Raw genomic sequence first — 17,726 nt, forward strand, 5'->3', positions numbered from 1 at the left:
CCCACCCCCAGCCCGAACATCGGACGGATGTATTCAACGGTCGACGCGCAGCCGCTCTCGGATCTCCGGCTTGAGCACCTTGCCGATTTTGGAGCGCGGCAGATCGGCCCAGATCTCCACCTGTTTGGGAGATTTCACTGCGCCGAGGCGCGCCTTGGTGTGCTCGCGCAGTTCGTCGCCGGTCACGGTATGGCCGAGATGCAATTGCACGACGGCGGTGACTCGCTCGCCCCACTTATCGTCGGGGAGTCCGATGACCGCGCAGTCCTGGACCGCCGGATGAGTCAGCAACGCCTGTTCGACCTCGGCGGAATACACATTGAATCCGCCGGTGATGATCATGTCCTTGGCGCGGTCGACGATGTACAGGTAGTTGTCGGCATCGAGGTAACCGATGTCCCCAGTGTGATGCCAGCCGTACCGTGACACCTCGGCGGTGGCATCCGGATTCTTGTGGTACCCGGCCATCACCAGCGGACCCTTGACGACGATTTCACCGCGCTCACCCGCCGGAAGCAGTCGACCATCAGCAGCCATGATGGCCACCTGGGTGAGCGGGGTCGCCCGTCCGGCCGATGACAGTCGCTCGGTAGCGATCGAGCCGTCGGGACGGAAGTGATCTTTCGGTGCCAGCGTGGCAACCATCATGGGCGCTTCGGACTGTCCGAACAGCTGGCCCATGACCGGTCCGATCCGATCCAGCGCCGCGGCGAGCCGGGCGGTCGACATCGGCGCGGCGCCATACCAAAGGCACCGCAGCGAGCTGAGATTCGCGTCCGACAACGCCGGATGATCAAGCAGCATGTAAATGAGCGTCGGCGGCAGGAAGGTGTGGGTGATCCGATGGCGTTCGATCAGCGTGAGGAATTCACCGAGTTCCGGGGCGGGCATCACCACGATCTCACCGCCGAGGGTCAGGATCGGGAAGCACAGGACGCCCGCCGCGTGGGTCAGGGGTGCCAGTGCCAGGTAGCGTGGCCGGGGTTCGAACGGATAGCTCATCAGGGTCAATGCGGTCATCGTCTCGATATTGTGGCCGGTGAGCCGGACCCCCTTCGGCCGTCCGGTCGTGCCACCGGTGCCGACCAACATGGCGAGATCATCGATGGGCTCGACCTGCCACGGACCATCGGGACATTCGCGCACCCAGTCGTCGAAAGATGCTGCATTGGCGGCATCTCCGTCCAAACAGACCAGTGTCCGCAGCCCCGGTAGTCGCGGTGCGATGGCGGAAACCAGTGGCGCGAAGGCGGATTGGAATATCAGGCAGGTGCAATCGAAGAGGTCGAGCAGTTCGCGATTCTCCGCCGCCTCGTTGCGTGGATTGATCGGACACCACACCGCACCGGCGCGGGCTATGCCGAAAACGCAAGCAAACGCGAGTGTGTCGTTCGCCGACAAGATCGCGACCCGTTCACCGGCCTGGATTTCCGATCGCGCCAGTGCACGGGCGACGCGCCACGACAATCGTTGAACCTGCGCATAGGTCAACGTGTGCCCGTTCATGGTCAGGCAGGGTGCGGTCTCGCCGAGCGAGGCCCCCTTGTCGAGATAGTCGGTCAAACGCACGGTAATCCTCTGTATAAGCTGTTGTGGGAGTGGCCAATTCGGGCCACGGGTGGGCCGACCCACCCGTGGCCCGAGGCCACGATCAACGGTGCACGTTCAGTACTGGTTCACCGACCAGCCCGAAACCCCGCAACGCCCCCAGCAGTTCTCGATGGCCGAAGGCCTGGCATGCCGAGGCAAACCCGGTTCGCATCGGCGCCGTCTGCAACAGCGCGTTCGCGGCAAACGCCTGCAGCAGACCGGTCTGCTTGTAGTTGCAGTTCCCGTAAATCACGCAGTGGGCACGTCCCAGCGGTCCGGACGCGTGCACCGAATCGAGCGAGGTATTGATGCGCGGATTCTCCCGCGGCGGCATCTCGTCGCGAACCAGTGCGGCCTGTTCGGCGAGGACCCGGTATTTCTCTTGCACAGGAAGGTCTTTCACCTGTTCGACGACCGCCTGCACGATCTGCGGCACGCCCTGCATCAAGGGCCGATTGAATACGCCGCCAAGCACCTTCACATTCGCGACCCGCGGATCGCGTTTGAACCACACCGGATGGGAGGTACCGCCCCAGGGCAATGCGAGCCCGATCTCATGCTGACCGGGCACCACCACGTCGTAGAGTCCTGCATCCGCGGCCCACTCCACATAGTGGTTCTGTTCGAGGTAATAGGCCTTGGACAGTGCGGCATTGACCAGGATCGTCTTGGTGGACGCGACCGTCGGAAAGCCCTTCCAGAAGACCTGGATATCGAGCGTGTCCAGACCAGGTGTTTCCAAGCAGATGTTCGCGGCGATCTCGCCGGTGGTGTACATCTGCGCGACGCCCGGCGCGAGCAGCAGACCGCGCGCGGCCATCTCGGCGCCGTATTGCTCATCGCAGTCGATGAGCCAATCCTGTTCGCCGGTGGTGTCGAGGTAGTGGGTCCCCGCGGCCAGGCAGGCCTGCACCACCTCGTGGCCGTATTGCGCGAACGGCCCGACGGTATTGCAGACAACCGCGGCACCACGAAACAGCTCGCTCAGCGGTGCCACATCGTGCGCCACCTCGACAACATCGTGCGCGACGGTGTCGATGCCGGGAATCTTGTCGATCGCCTCCTGTAGCCGGGTCTTGTCCCGGCCAGCGGCAATGAACGGAATATTGAATTCGCGGAGATATTCACAGACCAGACGGCCGGTGTATCCGGATGCGCCGTAGACGACTACGGGCTTATCGGTGCTCATGAGATCTCGAACCTTTCGTTGTCGTCTGTGGTCACATGCCCATGCCGCCATCGACCGGCAGACCAGCACCGGTGATGAAGCGCGCGGCATCGGAGGCGAGGAAAACCACGGCATCGGCCATATCGGTGACCTCCCCCAGGCGGCCCTGCGGTGTCTGCTCGACGACCGCGCCGACCGCGGCTTCGGCACTGGGGAACAACCCGATTCGCGCGACATCGTCGGCCAACCGAGCACCCATCTCGGTCGGAACGAGTCCGGGATACACGCAGTTCACGCGCACGCCGTAGCCGAGTTTGCCGGATTCCATCGCCGCGACTCTGGTGAGCCGGTCCACTGCGGATTTGGTCGCCGAGTACACCGAAATGCCGGGGAAGGCGATGGTGGCGGCGACCGAGGCGATATTCACGATGGCGCCACCGCGTCCCGCCGCGCCGCCGGGGCGCATCGCGCGCAGCGCGTGCTTGATGCCCAGCGCGGTCCCGAGCACATTCACCTCGAGCATCCTGCGCACTTCTTCCGGGTCGAGATCCACTATCAGACTGGTGATTTCGACACCGGCGTTGTTCACCACGATGTCCAGGCCGCCGAGCGCGGCGACGGTATCGGTGACAGCCTGCGCCCACTGCGCGTCCTCGGTGATATCGAGCGGCACGAACTCGGCCGTCGCGCCGGCGGCCCGCAATGCCTCAACGGTCTCTTTGCCGAGGTCCTCGCGCACATCGCCGATCGCGACCGCAGCCCCGGCGCGGGCCAGCGCCTCGGCCATACCCGCGCCGAGTCCTCGCGCACCACCGGTTACCAGGGCCGTGCGCCCGGTCAGGTCGTACCCACTCATCCGCCCATCTCCTCCTCGAGATCGTCCATTCGGCTTTCGCATTCGACCGATCGGATGCGACGTGGATCACAGTCTGCGCGCATCCTTGACGACTGTCAAGACTTTTTATGACAGTCGTCAAGCTTTTCTTACACGGTCGTTAAACCAGCGGGGCGCTCCTTGCCGATGCCGCGATACACTGGGCGAATTCATATGAGCGGTGACGGAGAGAAGCCACGATGACCGAAATCGTCGAGACCAGGCGGGATCGCATCGCGCGCCGGCAGGTCGACAAGTTCGGCGAGCGGCGCGCACAGCTGGCCGCCGCCGCGCTGCACACCCTTGCCGAACTCGGTTACGCCCGGACCAGCCTGCGCGAGATCGCGCAAAAATCCGAGTTCACCCACGGGGTGATGCACTACTACTTCAACGACAAGGTCGAACTGATCACCCACGCGGTGCGACAGTACGAGCAGGTGTGCGTCACCCGTTACGACGACATCGTCACTGCCGCGACAACGGCCGAACAGCTCCGGCACGACTTCGGCGCCGCGATGGCGGCCACGCTGGACGCCGACGCGCCGCTGCACCGGCTCTGGTACGACCTGCGCAACCAGAGTTTGTTCGAGGAGTCCTTCCGCGAGGACGTGCTCGAAATCGACGGCCATCGCGAAGAGATGATCCGTAACGTCGTCGACCGCTTCGCCGAGCTGTCTGGTCGACCACTCTTGGTCCCCTCCGCCACGGCCTACGCCATTTTCGACGGACTGTTCCAACAGGCACTGCTGCGCAAACTCGCCGGACAAAGCGACGCCGGCGAGACACTCGCCACCGAAGCGGCCGCTGTGCTCGACGTGGTGATCGGACCGGGCGAGCCCTAGCCGATCTCCGGATTGCGCTGTCGCACAGCCATTTACGGCCACACCCTCGGCGCAATCTGCGCGACCCGTCCCTTACGTCATTCGTCTGCGGAGAGGTTAGGCGCACCGGGGATGATCAGGTCCACATGGTCGCGGGTGTGCTCGGCGGCGAAGTGAGCGTCTTCGGCGGCCATCCACTGCTCCCATAGTGGCAAGGTGTGGGCACCGTCGCGTTCGAGGCCGCGCGCCAGACGCACCGCGCGCGGGGTGTCGATCCAGACCGCCAGCGACAGCCGATCGCGGACGGCCGCGCGGGCCGAGGAGACGCCTTCGAGAATGAGCACTCCCCCGGGTGCGACATCGTGCCATTCGGCCAAAGACCGCTCATCCCAGTCATATCGCTGATATCGACCGGTACGGCCCTGACCGATCGGCTCCAGCAGCTGCTCCTCCAGCCGCGCCCACCCTGGAAGTTCGTTATTTCCGTCCGCGAAGTCATCGGTGTGCACCACCTGCCCATGGCACAGCGCCGCCAAAGACGCTGCGAAGGTCGACTTTCCTGCCCCGCCCGGTCCGTCCACCGCCACCAGGCGGGTCGAACCGAGTCGCGGCGAGCTGATGGTGACCCGACCTGCGACCTCCTCGCGGGTCGGACTCCTGCCCGGCGACACCGGTCGAAGATTCGCACCCACGACTAGTCGATCACAGCTCGTGGACGAATTGCACCAGGGCCGTCAGCACACCCGGATCGGTATCGGGCAGCACACCGTGTCCGAGGTTGAAGATATGACCCGCCGCACCCATCGTGATCGCCTCATCGGCCTCGTGCGCGATGCGCCGGGCCTGGGCTTCGATGGCGACGGATCCGGCGAACAATACGGCGGGATCCAGATTGCCCTGCAACGCTTTTCCGGGTCCGACCCGACGCACCGCCTCGGTCAGCGGCACCCGCCAATCGACGCCGACAACATCGGCGCCCGCCTCCCCCATCGCACCGAGCAACTCACCGGTCCCCACCCCGAAGTGGATCCGCGGTACGCCGGCCTCGGCCACCTCCGCGAATACCCGCTCCGAATGCGGGAGCACGAATTCTCGATAGTCGGTCAGCGAGAGTGCGCCGGCCCAGGAATCGAACAGCTGCACCGCGTCCACACCGGCTGCCAGCTGCGCCTGCAGGAATGCGATGGTGATATCGGTCAGGACACCGAGCAGCTCGTGCCAGGTCGTCGGGTCGGCGTGCATCATCGCCTTGGTGCGCTCGTGGTTCTTGCTCGGCCCACCCTCGACCAGATACGAGGCGAGCGTGAAAGGCGCACCGGCGAATCCGATCAGCGGTGTGTCGCCGAGCGCGTCGGTCAGTAGCCGCACACCATCGGTCACCGCGCCGACCTCTTCGGGGCGCAGCCGCGGCAGTGCGCGCACATCCGCGATGGTGCGCACCGGTGCGGCGATCACCGGTCCGACACCGGCCACGATATCGAGATCGATACCGGCCGCCTTCAGCGGAACGACGATGTCGGAGAACAAGATCGCCGCATCGACACCGTGGCGCCGGATCGGCTGCAGGGTGATCTCACACACCAGCTCCGGATCGAAGCACGACTCCAGCATGCCGATGCCCTTGCGCAGTTCGCGGTACTCGGGCAGCGACCGTCCGGCCTGGCGCATGAACCACACCGGACGACGGCTCGGTGCGGCGCCGGTGGCGGCGGCCAGGAACGGTGCATCGGTCAACCGGCGACGGGTATGAGTGCTCATCACCGCCTATCGTATGCGGCCCGCAAGGCCCGCTAGCGGCGCGCCTCCGACTGCGCCGGGCACGCAAGGTCTACCGTCGCTTCCGTGACACCGCTCGACTTCCGCGACGGAGCCGCACCGACCGAAGGACCCAACGGCGAGCCAGCTCAATTTCGCGCCGCGGTCGATGCGATGGGCACCGCAACCGTGCACCCTCGAATCGAGCTGGCACCGATCCGACCGCCTCAACGCCTGGCACCCTTTTCCTACGCACTGGGCGCGGAAGTCAAACACGCCGAAACAAATGTGGTGCCGGTCGATTCCGAGGGCGATGCTTTCGGCAGGCTGATCCTGCTGCACGATCCCGATGGCGCCGAGGCCTGGCACGGCATCTTCCGCTTGGTCGCCTACATCCAGGCCGATATCGATGCCGCACTGGCCACCGACCCGCTGTTGCCCGAGGTCGCCTGGAGCTGGCTGGTCGACGCGCTGGAATTCCGCGGCGAACCGTTCACCGCACTCGGCGGCACCGTCACCTCCACCAGTTCGGTGCGCTACGGCGATATCGCCGGACCACCGCGCGCACACCAATTGGAGCTGCGCGCCTCGTGGACCGCGATGACCACCGATATGCGCCCGCATGTGGAAGGCTTCTGCGAAGTACTGGCCTATGCGGCCGGTTTACCACCCGCCGGAATCACCCATCTGCGACCGGAGTCGTATACCAGCAACGACCACACCTGATCGCCACGTAAAGTTCAGGTTTATGTCGGTAGCAGACGAGTCCGAGCGAAGCAACACGCCACCAGAAAGCACGGCGGAGCCGCTGCTCGTGCCCGCCGACGGTGTGCCGCCCGTGCTCGTCACCGCCGAGGAGGTCGCCGATGCCGCGGCTCGGCTCGCCGCGGGCACCGGTCCGCTGGCCGTCGATGCCGAACGCGCCTCCGGTTTCCGGTATTCGGCGCGCGCATACCTGATCCAGTTGCGACGGGCCGGTTCGGGCACCTTCCTGATCGATCCGATTCCGGTCGCCGATGCGCTCGAACCGCTGGCCGCCGCGATCAACGATCTGGAATGGGTGCTGCATTCGGCGGACCAGGATCTGCCAGGACTCGCCGAACTCGGTCTGCGCCCGGCGCGCCTGTTCGACACCGAATTGGGCGGCAGACTGGCCGGATTCGAGCGCGTCGGACTGGCGGCCATGGTGGAACGACTGCTCGGCCGGGCGCTGCGCAAGGGTCACGGTGCGGCCGACTGGTCGACTCGGCCGCTGCCCGACGATTGGCTGAACTACGCCGCACTCGATGTCGAATTGCTGCTCGAGCTGCGCGACGAGGTGGCCGCCTCGCTCGAGGTCCAGCACAAGACCGACTGGGCGGCACAGGAATTCGAGCATGTTCGGACCACCGAACCCGGTACGCCGAAGGCCGATCGATGGCGGCGCACCTCCGGCATCCACACCCTGCGCCGCACCCGGCAACTGGCCATCGTGCGCGAACTGTGGACCACAAGGGACACCCTCGCGCGCACCCGCGATGTCGCACCGGCCCGCATTCTCCCGGATGCCGCGATCATCGCCGCCGCGAATGCCGAACCGCGCACCATCGCCCAACTGCGCACCCTGCCGATCTTTGGCGGACCGCGCCAACGCCGCTACTCCCGCGACTGGCTCGCCGCGGTCGACCGCGGCCGTACCCTCGCCGACACCGACCTACCAGCCCTTACCCAACCATTCGAAGGTCCGCCGCCGGTGAACCGCTGGGAGCGCCGCGATCCGGTCGCCGCCGCACGACTGACTCGAGCGCGCGCGGCAATGGGTGAACTGTCCATCGAGTACGCGATTCCGGTCGAAAATCTGCTCTCCCCCGATCTGGTGCGCCGCTTGTGCTGGGACGGACTGCCCGATTACGACCATGTCGGCGAGCTCGACGATCTCTCCGCCGCGATCGATGGATTCCTCAAGTCGGGCGGGGCCCGACCATGGCAACGCGAACTCGCGGTCCCCCGACTGGCTGCCGCCCTGATCCCGACCCCCGACGCGTAGGCCGAACTCCGCGTTCAGTATGCGGTCGAGACGGCGTTCTCGACGGTCTGCTTGAAGACCTCCAAGCCATGCTCCATGGACGTGCCGAATGCGTCGGCGAGTTCGTGCGGCAGGGTGTCGTGGATCCAGACGAAACGGCTGCCGTCGGCGTGCGGGAATACCTGCATGGACGAGTTGTCGTGCGCCGGAGTGACACTCCCCCCGACGATGGAGAACACGATCCTGCGCTCGGCTTCGTCGAGTGCGATGAACCGCTCGTGCAGCACCGTGCCATTCTCGAAGGTGACGATGCGCAGGTCCGGACCATCGAGAGTGCTGTCGGTGACGAAGCCGGGCGCCATTCGGATCGGGCCATGTGCGAAGTCGCCGATGATCGCCCACACCTGCTCGACGGGCGCCTCGACGATGATCTCTCTCTCGACCGATCCCATGACTGACCCTCCTATACCGGAGCGGTGTCCCGCTCGTGATAACTAGTGTTTTCAAAACGGTAGTTAGGTAACCAGCCATCGTCAATGGGGAGTTACTATGGATCGCATGTCCGACACAGTCGATGCCGCACCCGCGGCGCTCGCTCGTCTGGTGGAATTCGTCAACACCCGCCGCGCGGACGGCGACACCCTCGGGACACCCGAAGAATTGACGAGTTGGCTACGCGCACACGAATTGCTGCCCGAGGGCACCGCCGATACTGCCGCACAAGAGCGAGCCGTCCGTATCCGCGAGGGCCTACGTGCACTACTGGCCACGAACAACGCCGAACCCGTCGCCAGCCCGCGACCGGATGGCCTGAACCCGGCGGCACGCGCCGAACTCGCCGCACTCACCGCGACGCTCCCGCTGACTTTGAACGTGACCAGCACCCCGCCCAGCCTCGTCCCGAATACCGACGATGTGGTCGACCACGCCCTGACCACCCTGCTCGCCGACGTCGCCACCGCCGTCGCGGCAGGCACCTGGTCACGTCTCAAGACCTGCCGAGAACCGAGCTGCCGCTGGGCCTTCTTCGACCACTCCCGCAACCGCGGCCGCACCTGGTGTTCCATGGACGTATGCGGTAACCGTGTGAAAGTCCGTGCTTCCCATCGCCGTAACGCGGCACGCTAGTCGCCGACGCGAGGCGGCCATGAACTCACGACTGCCAGCACCAAAGCGGCGATGATCATCCACATCGGCAGACGCGAAAAGGCTATCGCCCGTGGAATGACGACAGGAGCGTGCCGAATCGGACTGGCATCAGGTGCCCGTCGGCAATGCCGCGATCACCGGCGGAAGGCACCAATGATATTGCCGCCCAGACCGATCAGCGCCGCGCGGCATACGCCCTCAGCGCGCGTCGAGCCAGCCCGAGATGCGCCGAGCGATATCTGGAGCCGTCAAACCAAGTTCCTCGTGCACCTCATTCCGGGAACCATGGTCCAGGAAGTGCTGCGGCACACCGAGATCACGGGTGGGCACATCCAAGCCCGCGCCGCGCAATCGAGCGGAAACGGTGGACCCGATCCCGCCGTGCAGACCGCCGTCTTCCAAAGTCACCACGAGACGGTAGTTTTCGGCGAGCTTGACGACGGTGTCGGAAACCGGCAGCACCCAACGCGGATCGATGACCGTGACCGAAATACCTTCCGGTTCCAGTAGATCCGCGACCGCGACCGCGGTCGACGCGAAGGGCCCGACCGCGACCAGCAGCACATCACCGCGCTGAGCTCGGGCAGACCCGCCCTCACGCTCGGGCAGCCGCAGCACATCGACCCCATCGAGCCGCTCGATGGCCGAGATATCCTCGGCCACACTTCCCTTCGGGAAACGGATGGCGGTCGGCCCGTCGCTCACCGCGAGCGCCTCAGCCAACTCCTCACGCAACGTCGCCGCATCACGCGGGGCCGCGACGCGCATGCCGGGAATGATGCCGAGCACCGACAGATCCCACATGCCATTGTGCGAGGCGCCATCGGGACCGGTGATTCCGGCGCGATCCAGTACCACCGTCACCGGCTGCTTCAGCAGCGCGACATCCATCAGCAACTGGTCGAAGGCACGGTTGAGGAAGGTCGAGTAGATGGCCACCACCGGATGCATGCCGCCGAGGGCGAGTCCGGCGGCCGATGCCATCGCATGCTGTTCGGCGATGCCGACATCGAACATCCGCTCCGGGAAGCGTTCCCCGAATGCCGCCAGACCGGTAGGTCCGGGCATGGCCGCGGTGATCGCGACGATATCGTCGCGCTTGTCCGCATGCGCGATCAACTCCTCGGAGAACACCGACGTCCACCCGAGCGCCTTCGGGCCGCCGAGCGGACGACCGGTGAGCGGGTCGATCGGATCGCAGGCGTGCATCTGATCGGCGACGTGGTTCTCGGCATGCGAATAGCCGCGCCCCTTCTGCGTCACCACATGCACGACCACCGGCCCGCCGAAATCCTTCGCCCGCCGCAGTGCCGCCTCCAGCGCGACAGTGTCGTGGCCGTCCACCGGCCCGACATACTTCAACCCGAGATCACTGAACAGCTCCTGCGGGCTCACCGCATCCTTGATCCCGGCCTTCACGGCATGCACCATCGAGTACGCGGATTCACCGACGCGCGGAATGCTCTTGAGGATCCGCTTACCCGCATCCAGCGCATGCTCGTAGGCGGGCTGGGTGCGCAGGGCGGTCAACCGGTCGGCGAGGCCGCCGATGGTCGGGGCGTAGGAGCGCCCGTTGTCGTTGACCACCACGACGACGGGCCGGTCCGGTGCGGCGGCGATATTGTTCAGCGCCTCCCAGCACATGCCACCGGTGAGCGCGCCGTCGCCGACCACCGCGACCACATGCCGGTTCTGTCCGGTCAGCGCGAAGGCCTTCGCTAGACCGTCGGCATAGGACAGCGACGCCGAGGCGTGTGAGGACTCGACCCAGTCGTGGGCGCTCTCGGATCGGCTCGGGTAGCCGGACAACCCGCCCTGCTTGCGCAGCGTGTCGAATTGATCCTTGCGACCGGTCAGGATCTTGTGCACGTAGGCCTGATGCCCGGTGTCGAAGATCAACGGATCGGCCGGCGAGTCGAAGATCCGGTGTAGTGCGATGGTCAGCTCGACCACACCGAGATTGGGGCCGAGGTGCCCGCCGGTGACGGCGACCTTCTGCACCAGGAACTCGCGAATCTCCTCCGCCAGTTCACCCAATTCGGCAACGGTCAGCCGTCGCAGGTCTTCGGGCGTGTCGACCCGGGAAAGCACTCCCACCTGAACTCGCTCCCTCCGGATAGCGCATCTGATCCGATCAGTCTACGGAGCCGCGCGAGCGGCTTCGCACGACAATGCCCCGCCACCAGCCGACTTCGCACGGAAGTGTGAGCCTCCACACGAATCGCCAGCCCATCCGAAGACACGCTCGGGCGGATGAGTTCGCCGGTCGACCCAACGTTACCCAGCTTAGAGTGGACATGTGGCCCCTGCCCGAGCAGAAGGTTCCGCAAACGGTCGACCCCGGCGTCGTGGCACGCATCGTCACCGATGTCTACGAATTGTGCCGCGCCGACAATTCCGGAGAATTCGCCGTCTGCATCCCCGAACTGGCTGCAGTACAACCCGATTCGTTCGGACTGTGCCTGGCCACCGATGAACCCGCGTGCACATCCCCGCCGATCGAGAACCATCCCGCGCGCGATCACTGTTCGCGACGGCGAGTATTGACCGGTTTCGCCCGCCCCGAGGGGACATTTCCGAAGTATCGACCGTTGCATTTGCGACCGAGGAAGTCAGGAGAGCGCCGTGAGCAAGAAGAAGTCCGACGACACCGCTGGCACAGTCACCACCTTCGGATCGGGCAGCGCCCGCGCCACCCCGGATCTGATGCGCGTCACCATCTCCGTCGAAACCCGGGCCAGTAAGGTCGCGCTCGCCTACGGCCAAGCCGGTGAGCGCGTTGCAGCCGTCACTGATTCGCTGCGCTCCGATGGCGTTCCCGGCACCGATATCACCACCAGCGGACTGTCGGTGCGCACCGAAACCGTCTGGCTCGAAGGCGGCGGCTCCAAGATCACCGGATACGTCGCGACCACCGACCTCACCGTCGTGCTGCGCGATATCGGCGAAACGGCGGATCCTGGCCCCGCCGCTATCATCGCCAACTGTGTCGAGGCCGGTGGTGACGACGTTCGCCTAGGCGGTCTCAATCTCGGTTTCGCCGATCAGGAGAGCCTGCTCATTCGTGCCCGCGATGCCGCGTGGGACAACGCGCACGCCAAGGCCGAACAGTACGCGGGCCGCGCGCGGCGCAGCCTCGGCACGGTGCTCGAAATCACCGAGAACGCCACCTCTACCCCGCCCGCCACGCCCCGGCTCATGGCCATGTCGGCCCCGATGAACGAGTCGTACGGCGGCGCTCCGGTTCCGGTCGAACTCGGCGAATCCGAAATCTCGGCGACCATCCGGGCGACCTGGCAGCTCGACTGATTCCATCTAACCTAACGCTTGCTTGGGTATAGTGAGGGCCTCATCGCGTCTGATTAGGGGTCCGCATGTCTTTCGTGCTCATCGAGAAGCCACGACCGCAGGTCGCACTGGTCACGCTCAATCGGCCGGAGCGGATGAACGCGATGGCCTTCGATGTGATGATCCCGCTGCGCGAGGCCCTCGAAACGGTCAGTGCCGATAACGAGGTGCGGGTCGTGGTGCTCACCGGCGCGGGCGACGGCTTCTGCTCAGGCGCGGATCTGCAGAATGCCGGCCGGATTCCCAATACCGAGGGCCTGACCAAGACCAGCGTCGCGCGGCGGTCGATGGATCTGCTCAACGATGTGATGATCACGCTGCGACGAATGAATCAACCGGTCATCGGCGCGATCAATGGCGCGGCGATCGGCGGCGGATTCTGTCTCGGCGTGGCCACCGATATCCGAATCGCGGGCGAGGACGCCTACTTTCGTGCGGCGGGCATCAATAACGGCCTCACCTCAGCGGAATTGGGCATCAGCTATCTGCTGCCGCGCGCCATCGGTGCATCCCGCGCCTTCGAAATCATGCTGTCCGGGCGAGATGTCGACGCGGTCGAGGCCGAACGCATCGGTCTCGTCTCGCGCGTCGTGCCCACCGCGAAACTTCTCGACACCTGCTACGACCTGGCCGAGCGGATCATCAGTTTCAGCCGCGTCGGCACCGAGCTCACCAAACGCATGCTGTGGAGCGGGATGGAGGCCGGCGGTTTCGAATCCCATATGCAGCACGAGGGGATGTCCCAGCTCTACGTCCGTCTCACCACCGAGAATTTCGACGAGGCCATCCGGGCCCGGCGCGACCGTCGGCCACCAGTGTACGAAGACTGACCTTCACGAGCGCCGGTCTATGCCCTTGACCAGCAATGTCACCGTATCCGCCCCCGCGTGACGATCTTTCGAGATCTCCTGATACTCAGGCGAATCCGCCCATTCGCGAAACGACGGCTCGTCCGGGAACGACATCAGCACGACCTTCTCACGATCCGAATCGCCCTCGATCACCTGCGGGGATTCATCGGAAGCAAGCAGGGTGCCGGAGTAGTGGGTGAACACCTCGAGGAAGCGTGCACGGTAGCGATCATAGGCGCCACGATCAGTGAACTTCAGCTGCGCGATGACATACACGGTCATGGTGCGACTCTAAGCCGCACCTCCAGCTCCATGATCGAGGGAACCGGACAATGAAACCGTGGATCGACAGGCAGCATCGGACCTCATCAAGATCAAGTGACACTGGCGCATGAGGCTTCTCGGGCGATGCCGCCATGGATTCCACCTGATCTTGATGTGGACCGGCGCGTAGGGGGTCAGCGGTGGAGGAGGGCGAGGCATTCGACGTGGTGGGTGGCGGGGAAGGCGTCGAAGGCGCGTAGGTCGGCGAGGTGGTAGCCGGCCGACCGGTAGAGGCCGAGGTCGCGGGCGAAAGAGGCCGGATCGCAACCGATGTGGATGATGCGCGACGGGCCGCTGCTGGTCACCGCGTTGACGACTTCCTTGCCCGCGCCCGCACGAGGTGGATCCAGGACGACCACCTCCGGGGCGGCGCTGCTGGCGTGTTCGGCCAGCCAGTGCTCGACGCGCTGGACGCGCAGGTTCAGCCAGGGCAGATCGCGCAGCGCGGCATTGCCGTCGGCAACCGCGGACCGCGTCGACTCCACCGCGAGCACCGAGCCGGTCTGACCGACCTGCTCCGCCAAGCGGGCCGCGAAAACCCCCACGCCGCTGTACAGATCCCATGCCCGCTCCCCGTGACGGAGTCCGGCCCACTCGGCGACCAGATCCGAATAGCATTGCGCCGCACCGCGATGCGCCTGCCAAAATCCGGTCGCCGACAGCTCCCACCGCCGCCCGGCCACATATTCGACCGTCCGACCGCTACCGCCCATCACCCACTCGTCCCGAGCCGCATGCGTCGCCGCCCGCCGTGCCGCTGCCCTCCGTCGAACCCCCTCGCCGCCAACCGATCCGGATTGATTCGCTCGCGAGCCCGCACCGCCGAACTCATCGCGACGAGACCGATCCCGACGCCTGCCATCGCGACTCCACTCGCCATCGTGCCCCGATTCCGCGGCATGATCGCGACCGACGCCATCCGGATCACCCGGCAGGTCCTGACGTCCGTCGCCGTCGTCGAGATGCCGCCATTGCGACCCACCCCGACGGCCTTCGTCGCCCCGGCCGCGTGCACCCGTACTCGGCCAGGGTCCCCGCTCGGCAGTGCGATCTCTGCCCGCGCGCCGATCCGACTCCCGCCTGCCGCGCCGATCCCCACCGCGTGCGGAAGGCCGTTCACGCTCAGCACGTCCCGCAACCGCCGACGGCGCCAACTCGACGATGTGGCGCACCCCATCGCCGTCCACCGCGACCACCAAATCCGCGCCGGGCGTCCACATTCGGTCCGCGATACCGTCCATCGCACCCGAAACCGGTTGGGGACAGCGCAAATCGGTGATCACCTTGGTGCTGCGGTACCCGTGCACTCCGGCTCGACCCGCGGCGTCGACGGCCAGCCGGACGCGGGTGCGCCAGCCGCCGGTGGCGTCGGCCGGATATCCGGCGATCGGTTCGACGGTGATATCGCGTTCGATTCCGGCGATGCGGCGCAGCTGCTCGGCGACCACCGCTGCCTTCAGCGCCCGCTGCGCAGCGGGCGTGGCGAAGGAGAAATCGCAGCAGCCCGCGCCACCGGGACCGGAGACGGGACAGGTGGCGGGGACGCGATCCGGGGATGGCTCCAGGATCTCGATCGCACCGGCCCGGCAGAACGAACCCCCGCGATCCTCGGTGACCCGCACTCGAACCAGTTCCTCGGGCAGCCCGTGCCGCACGAAGACCACGCGGCCCTCGTGCCGGGCGACACAGAACCCGCCGTGCCCGGGAGGTCCGAGCCGGACCTCGAAAGTGTTCGAGCGCCAGTCGGTCACCCTTGGTCCTCGTATCCGCGCCGCACCGCACCCGGGGCGTACACCACACCGGCCTGCCTGGCCTTTGCCGACGACGTCAACTGCCACGGCACACTCGTCACCATGACCCCGGGCTCGAACAGCAATCTGCCTTTGAGCCGCAACGCGCTCTGGTTGTGCAGAATCTGCTCCCACCAATGTCCGACAACGTATTCGGGAATGAATACGGTCACCACATCGCGCGGCGAATCCCGCCGCACCCGCTTGACGTAATCCAGTACCGGCTTGGTGATTTCGCGATAGGGCGATTCGATCACCTTGAGCGGCACCGTGATATCACTGCGCTCCCACTCGCGCACCAGCGCCCTGGTGTCGGCCTCGTCGACATTCACCGTCACCGCCTCCAAGGTATCGGGGCGGGTCGCGCGCGCGTACGCCAGCGCCCGGCGCGTCGGCAGGTGCAGTTTGGATACCAAGACGATCGAATGCGACCGACTCGGCAGCACGCCGTCCCACTCTTGCTCCTCGAGTTCACGGGAGACCGAATCGTAGTGCCTTCGAATGAGTTTCATCACAACGAAGATCGACACCATGGTGCAGATCGCGATCCAGGCACCGGCGAAGAACTTGGTGATCAACACGATGACCAGCACCGTCCCGGTGGCGCTGAGCCCGATCGCGTTGATCACCCGGGACCGCTTCATCCGCGCCCGCTGCGCGGGATCGGTTTCGGTGCGCAACAACCGGGTCCAGTGCCGCAGCATGCCGGTCTGGCTGAGCACGAACGAGACGAACACTCCGACGATGTAGAGCTGGATGAGCTTGGTCACCTCGGCGCCGAACACCACGACGAATGCGACGGCGGCACCCGAGAGGAACAGGATGCCGTTGCTGAACGCCAGCCGGTCACCGCGGGTGTGCAACTGCCGCGGCAGGTAACGATCTTGCGCCAGAATCGAACCCAGCACCGGGAACCCGTTGAACGCGGTATTCGCCGCCAGCACCAGGATCAGCGCGGTCACCGTGGTGATGAAGAAGAACCCGGCAGGAAACCCACTGAAGACCGCGTGCGCGAGCTGTGCGATCAGGGTCTTCTGGTCGTAGTCCGCTGGTGCGCCGAGCAGATCCGAATTGTCGTTGGCGATCACCACACCGACCTTCTGCGTCAGCACGATCATGCCGAGAAACAGCGTGATGGCGATGCAGCCAAGCAACAGAAGGGTGGTCGCGGCATTGCGCGACTTCGGCTTTCGGAATGCGGGCACACCATTGCTGATGGCCTCGACACCGGTCAGCGCGGCGCAGCCGGAGGAGAACGAGCGGGCGATCAGGAAGACGAACGCGATCCCGTATAGATGCGAATCCTCGGCCTTCAGCTCGAAACCGAACGACTCCGCGCGCACGTCGTCGCCGAATACTTCGATGCGCAGGAAGCCCCAGATCAACATCGCGAACATACCGAACATGAACAGGTAGGTCGGCACGGCGAAGGCGGCGCCCGATTCGCGCACCCCGCGCAGATTCACGGCGGTCAATATCGCGATGGCGGCCACCGCGAACAGCACCTTGTGGGTGGCGACGAAGGGAATCGCCGACCCGATATTCGATGCCGCCGACGACATCGACACCGCAACCGTCAGCACGTAGTCGACCAGCAGCGCACTGCCGACGGTCAGACCCGCGTTCGGACCCAAGTTCGTGGTAGCCACCTCGTAATCGCCTCCGCCGGAGGGGTAGGCGTGCACATTCTGCCGGTAGCTGGCGACCACCACCGCCATCACGAATGCGACTGCCAGACCCACCCAGGGCGCATAGGCGTAGGCAGAGATGCCTGCCACCGACAGGACAAGGAAGATTTCCTCTGGAGCGTATGCCACCGAGGACATCGCATCGGAGGCGAACACCGGAAGAGCGATTCGCTTCGGCAGCAGGGTATGGCCCAGCGCATCGCTACGGAAAGGCCTGCCCAGCAGCACACGTTTGGCTGCCGTCGTCAACTTGGACACTGGAGCGAGCATAGATCCCCGCAGGATGCGGCGCTCCCTCGGCCGGTTCGCGTCGTATGTTTGGTTGACAGGCGGAGGGGGAAGATTGGGCCATGGAAACATCTG

General features: G+C 65.6%; 16 protein-coding genes. 6 read left to right on the forward strand and 10 right to left on the reverse strand.

Annotation, left to right across the window (positions count from 1 at the left end; translation table 11 throughout):
• Positions 1–33 precede the first annotated feature (33 nt).
• The 3 genes from ACQP2U_RS27160 to ACQP2U_RS27170 all read right to left on the reverse strand — a co-directional run bounded on the left by ACQP2U_RS27160 (position 34) and on the right by ACQP2U_RS27170 (position 3,614).
• A complete protein-coding gene (locus ACQP2U_RS27160; protein WP_433710058.1) occupies positions 34–1,569 on the reverse strand; it encodes an acyl-CoA synthetase in 1,536 nt (511 codons plus the stop codon).
• Between the two features lie 82 nt (positions 1,570–1,651).
• Positions 1,652–2,779 carry a DUF5938 domain-containing protein gene (locus tag ACQP2U_RS27165; protein ID WP_433710059.1) on the reverse strand — a complete coding sequence of 376 codons (1,128 nt, stop codon included), beginning with the start codon at positions 2,777–2,779 and terminating at the stop codon, positions 1,652–1,654.
• 31 nt (positions 2,780–2,810) lie between these two features.
• On the reverse strand, positions 2,811–3,614 hold the full coding sequence (locus tag ACQP2U_RS27170) for an SDR family NAD(P)-dependent oxidoreductase (protein WP_433710060.1): 804 nt from the start codon (positions 3,612–3,614) through the stop codon (positions 2,811–2,813).
• A 218-nt stretch (positions 3,615–3,832) separates the two neighbouring features.
• Here ACQP2U_RS27170 and ACQP2U_RS27175 point away from each other — a divergent pair, with 218 nt between their 5' ends.
• The gene (locus ACQP2U_RS27175) at positions 3,833–4,474 is read left to right on the forward strand and encodes a TetR/AcrR family transcriptional regulator (RefSeq protein ID WP_433710061.1); all 642 of its coding nucleotides are present in this window, start codon (positions 3,833–3,835) and stop codon (positions 4,472–4,474) included.
• Between the two features lie 77 nt (positions 4,475–4,551).
• Here ACQP2U_RS27175 and ACQP2U_RS27180 read toward each other — a convergent pair whose 3' ends face one another.
• Together ACQP2U_RS27180 and hemE are read right to left on the reverse strand one after the other, a co-directional pair.
• Entirely contained in the window at positions 4,552–5,124 is a 573-nt protein-coding gene (locus ACQP2U_RS27180) for a uridine kinase family protein (protein ID WP_433710062.1), read from the reverse strand.
• A gap of 31 nt (positions 5,125–5,155) precedes the next feature.
• Entirely contained in the window at positions 5,156–6,211 is a 1,056-nt protein-coding gene (gene hemE / locus ACQP2U_RS27185) for a uroporphyrinogen decarboxylase (RefSeq protein WP_433710063.1), read from the reverse strand.
• Positions 6,212–6,382: 171 nt separating this feature from the next.
• Here hemE and ACQP2U_RS27190 point away from each other — a divergent pair, with 171 nt between their 5' ends.
• A complete protein-coding gene (locus ACQP2U_RS27190; RefSeq protein WP_433716594.1) occupies positions 6,383–6,934 on the forward strand; it encodes a DUF3000 domain-containing protein in 552 nt (183 codons plus the stop codon).
• Between the two features lie 22 nt (positions 6,935–6,956).
• Positions 6,957–8,234, forward strand: a complete 1,278-nt coding sequence (locus ACQP2U_RS27195; RefSeq protein ID WP_433710064.1) for an HRDC domain-containing protein — start codon at positions 6,957–6,959, stop codon at positions 8,232–8,234.
• A gap of 14 nt (positions 8,235–8,248) precedes the next feature.
• Here ACQP2U_RS27195 and ACQP2U_RS27200 read toward each other — a convergent pair whose 3' ends face one another.
• The gene (locus ACQP2U_RS27200) at positions 8,249–8,665 is read right to left on the reverse strand and encodes an SRPBCC family protein (protein WP_433710065.1); all 417 of its coding nucleotides are present in this window, start codon (positions 8,663–8,665) and stop codon (positions 8,249–8,251) included.
• Between the two features lie 106 nt (positions 8,666–8,771).
• On the opposite strand from ACQP2U_RS27200, the gene ACQP2U_RS27205 reads away from it, so the two are divergent.
• The gene (locus ACQP2U_RS27205) at positions 8,772–9,341 is read left to right on the forward strand and encodes a CGNR zinc finger domain-containing protein (protein ID WP_433710066.1); all 570 of its coding nucleotides are present in this window, start codon (positions 8,772–8,774) and stop codon (positions 9,339–9,341) included.
• A 219-nt stretch (positions 9,342–9,560) separates the two neighbouring features.
• Here ACQP2U_RS27205 and dxs read toward each other — a convergent pair whose 3' ends face one another.
• On the reverse strand, positions 9,561–11,459 hold the full coding sequence (gene dxs / locus ACQP2U_RS27210) for a 1-deoxy-D-xylulose-5-phosphate synthase (protein WP_397028526.1): 1,899 nt from the start codon (positions 11,457–11,459) through the stop codon (positions 9,561–9,563).
• 528 nt (positions 11,460–11,987) lie between these two features.
• Here dxs and ACQP2U_RS27215 point away from each other — a divergent pair.
• Together ACQP2U_RS27215 and ACQP2U_RS27220 are read left to right on the forward strand one after the other, a co-directional pair.
• Positions 11,988–12,671 (forward strand): SIMPL domain-containing protein, encoded by a 684-nt coding sequence (locus tag ACQP2U_RS27215; RefSeq protein ID WP_433710067.1) that lies wholly within the window; start codon positions 11,988–11,990, stop codon positions 12,669–12,671.
• A gap of 65 nt (positions 12,672–12,736) precedes the next feature.
• Positions 12,737–13,540, forward strand: a complete 804-nt coding sequence (locus ACQP2U_RS27220) for an enoyl-CoA hydratase (RefSeq protein WP_433710068.1) — start codon at positions 12,737–12,739, stop codon at positions 13,538–13,540.
• 3 nt (positions 13,541–13,543) lie between these two features.
• On the opposite strand, the gene ACQP2U_RS27225 is transcribed toward ACQP2U_RS27220, so the two are convergent.
• The 3 genes from ACQP2U_RS27225 to ACQP2U_RS27235 form a co-directional block, all read right to left on the reverse strand.
• Positions 13,544–13,843 (reverse strand): DUF1330 domain-containing protein, encoded by a 300-nt coding sequence (locus tag ACQP2U_RS27225; protein WP_397028518.1) that lies wholly within the window; start codon positions 13,841–13,843, stop codon positions 13,544–13,546.
• Between the two features lie 176 nt (positions 13,844–14,019).
• Positions 14,020–15,636 (reverse strand): class I SAM-dependent RNA methyltransferase, encoded by a 1,617-nt coding sequence (locus ACQP2U_RS27230; RefSeq protein ID WP_433710069.1) that lies wholly within the window; start codon positions 15,634–15,636, stop codon positions 14,020–14,022.
• Positions 15,633–17,621, reverse strand: coding sequence for an APC family permease (locus tag ACQP2U_RS27235; RefSeq protein WP_433710070.1), 1,989 nt, complete (start codon positions 17,619–17,621; stop codon positions 15,633–15,635). The genes ACQP2U_RS27230 and ACQP2U_RS27235 overlap by 4 nt, the downstream gene beginning before the upstream one ends.
• Positions 17,622–17,726: the final 105 nt, after the last annotated feature.

The sequence above is a fragment of the Nocardia sp. CA-084685 genome (assembly GCF_050955785.1).
Taxonomy (GTDB): Bacteria; Actinomycetota; Actinomycetes; order Mycobacteriales; family Mycobacteriaceae; genus Nocardia.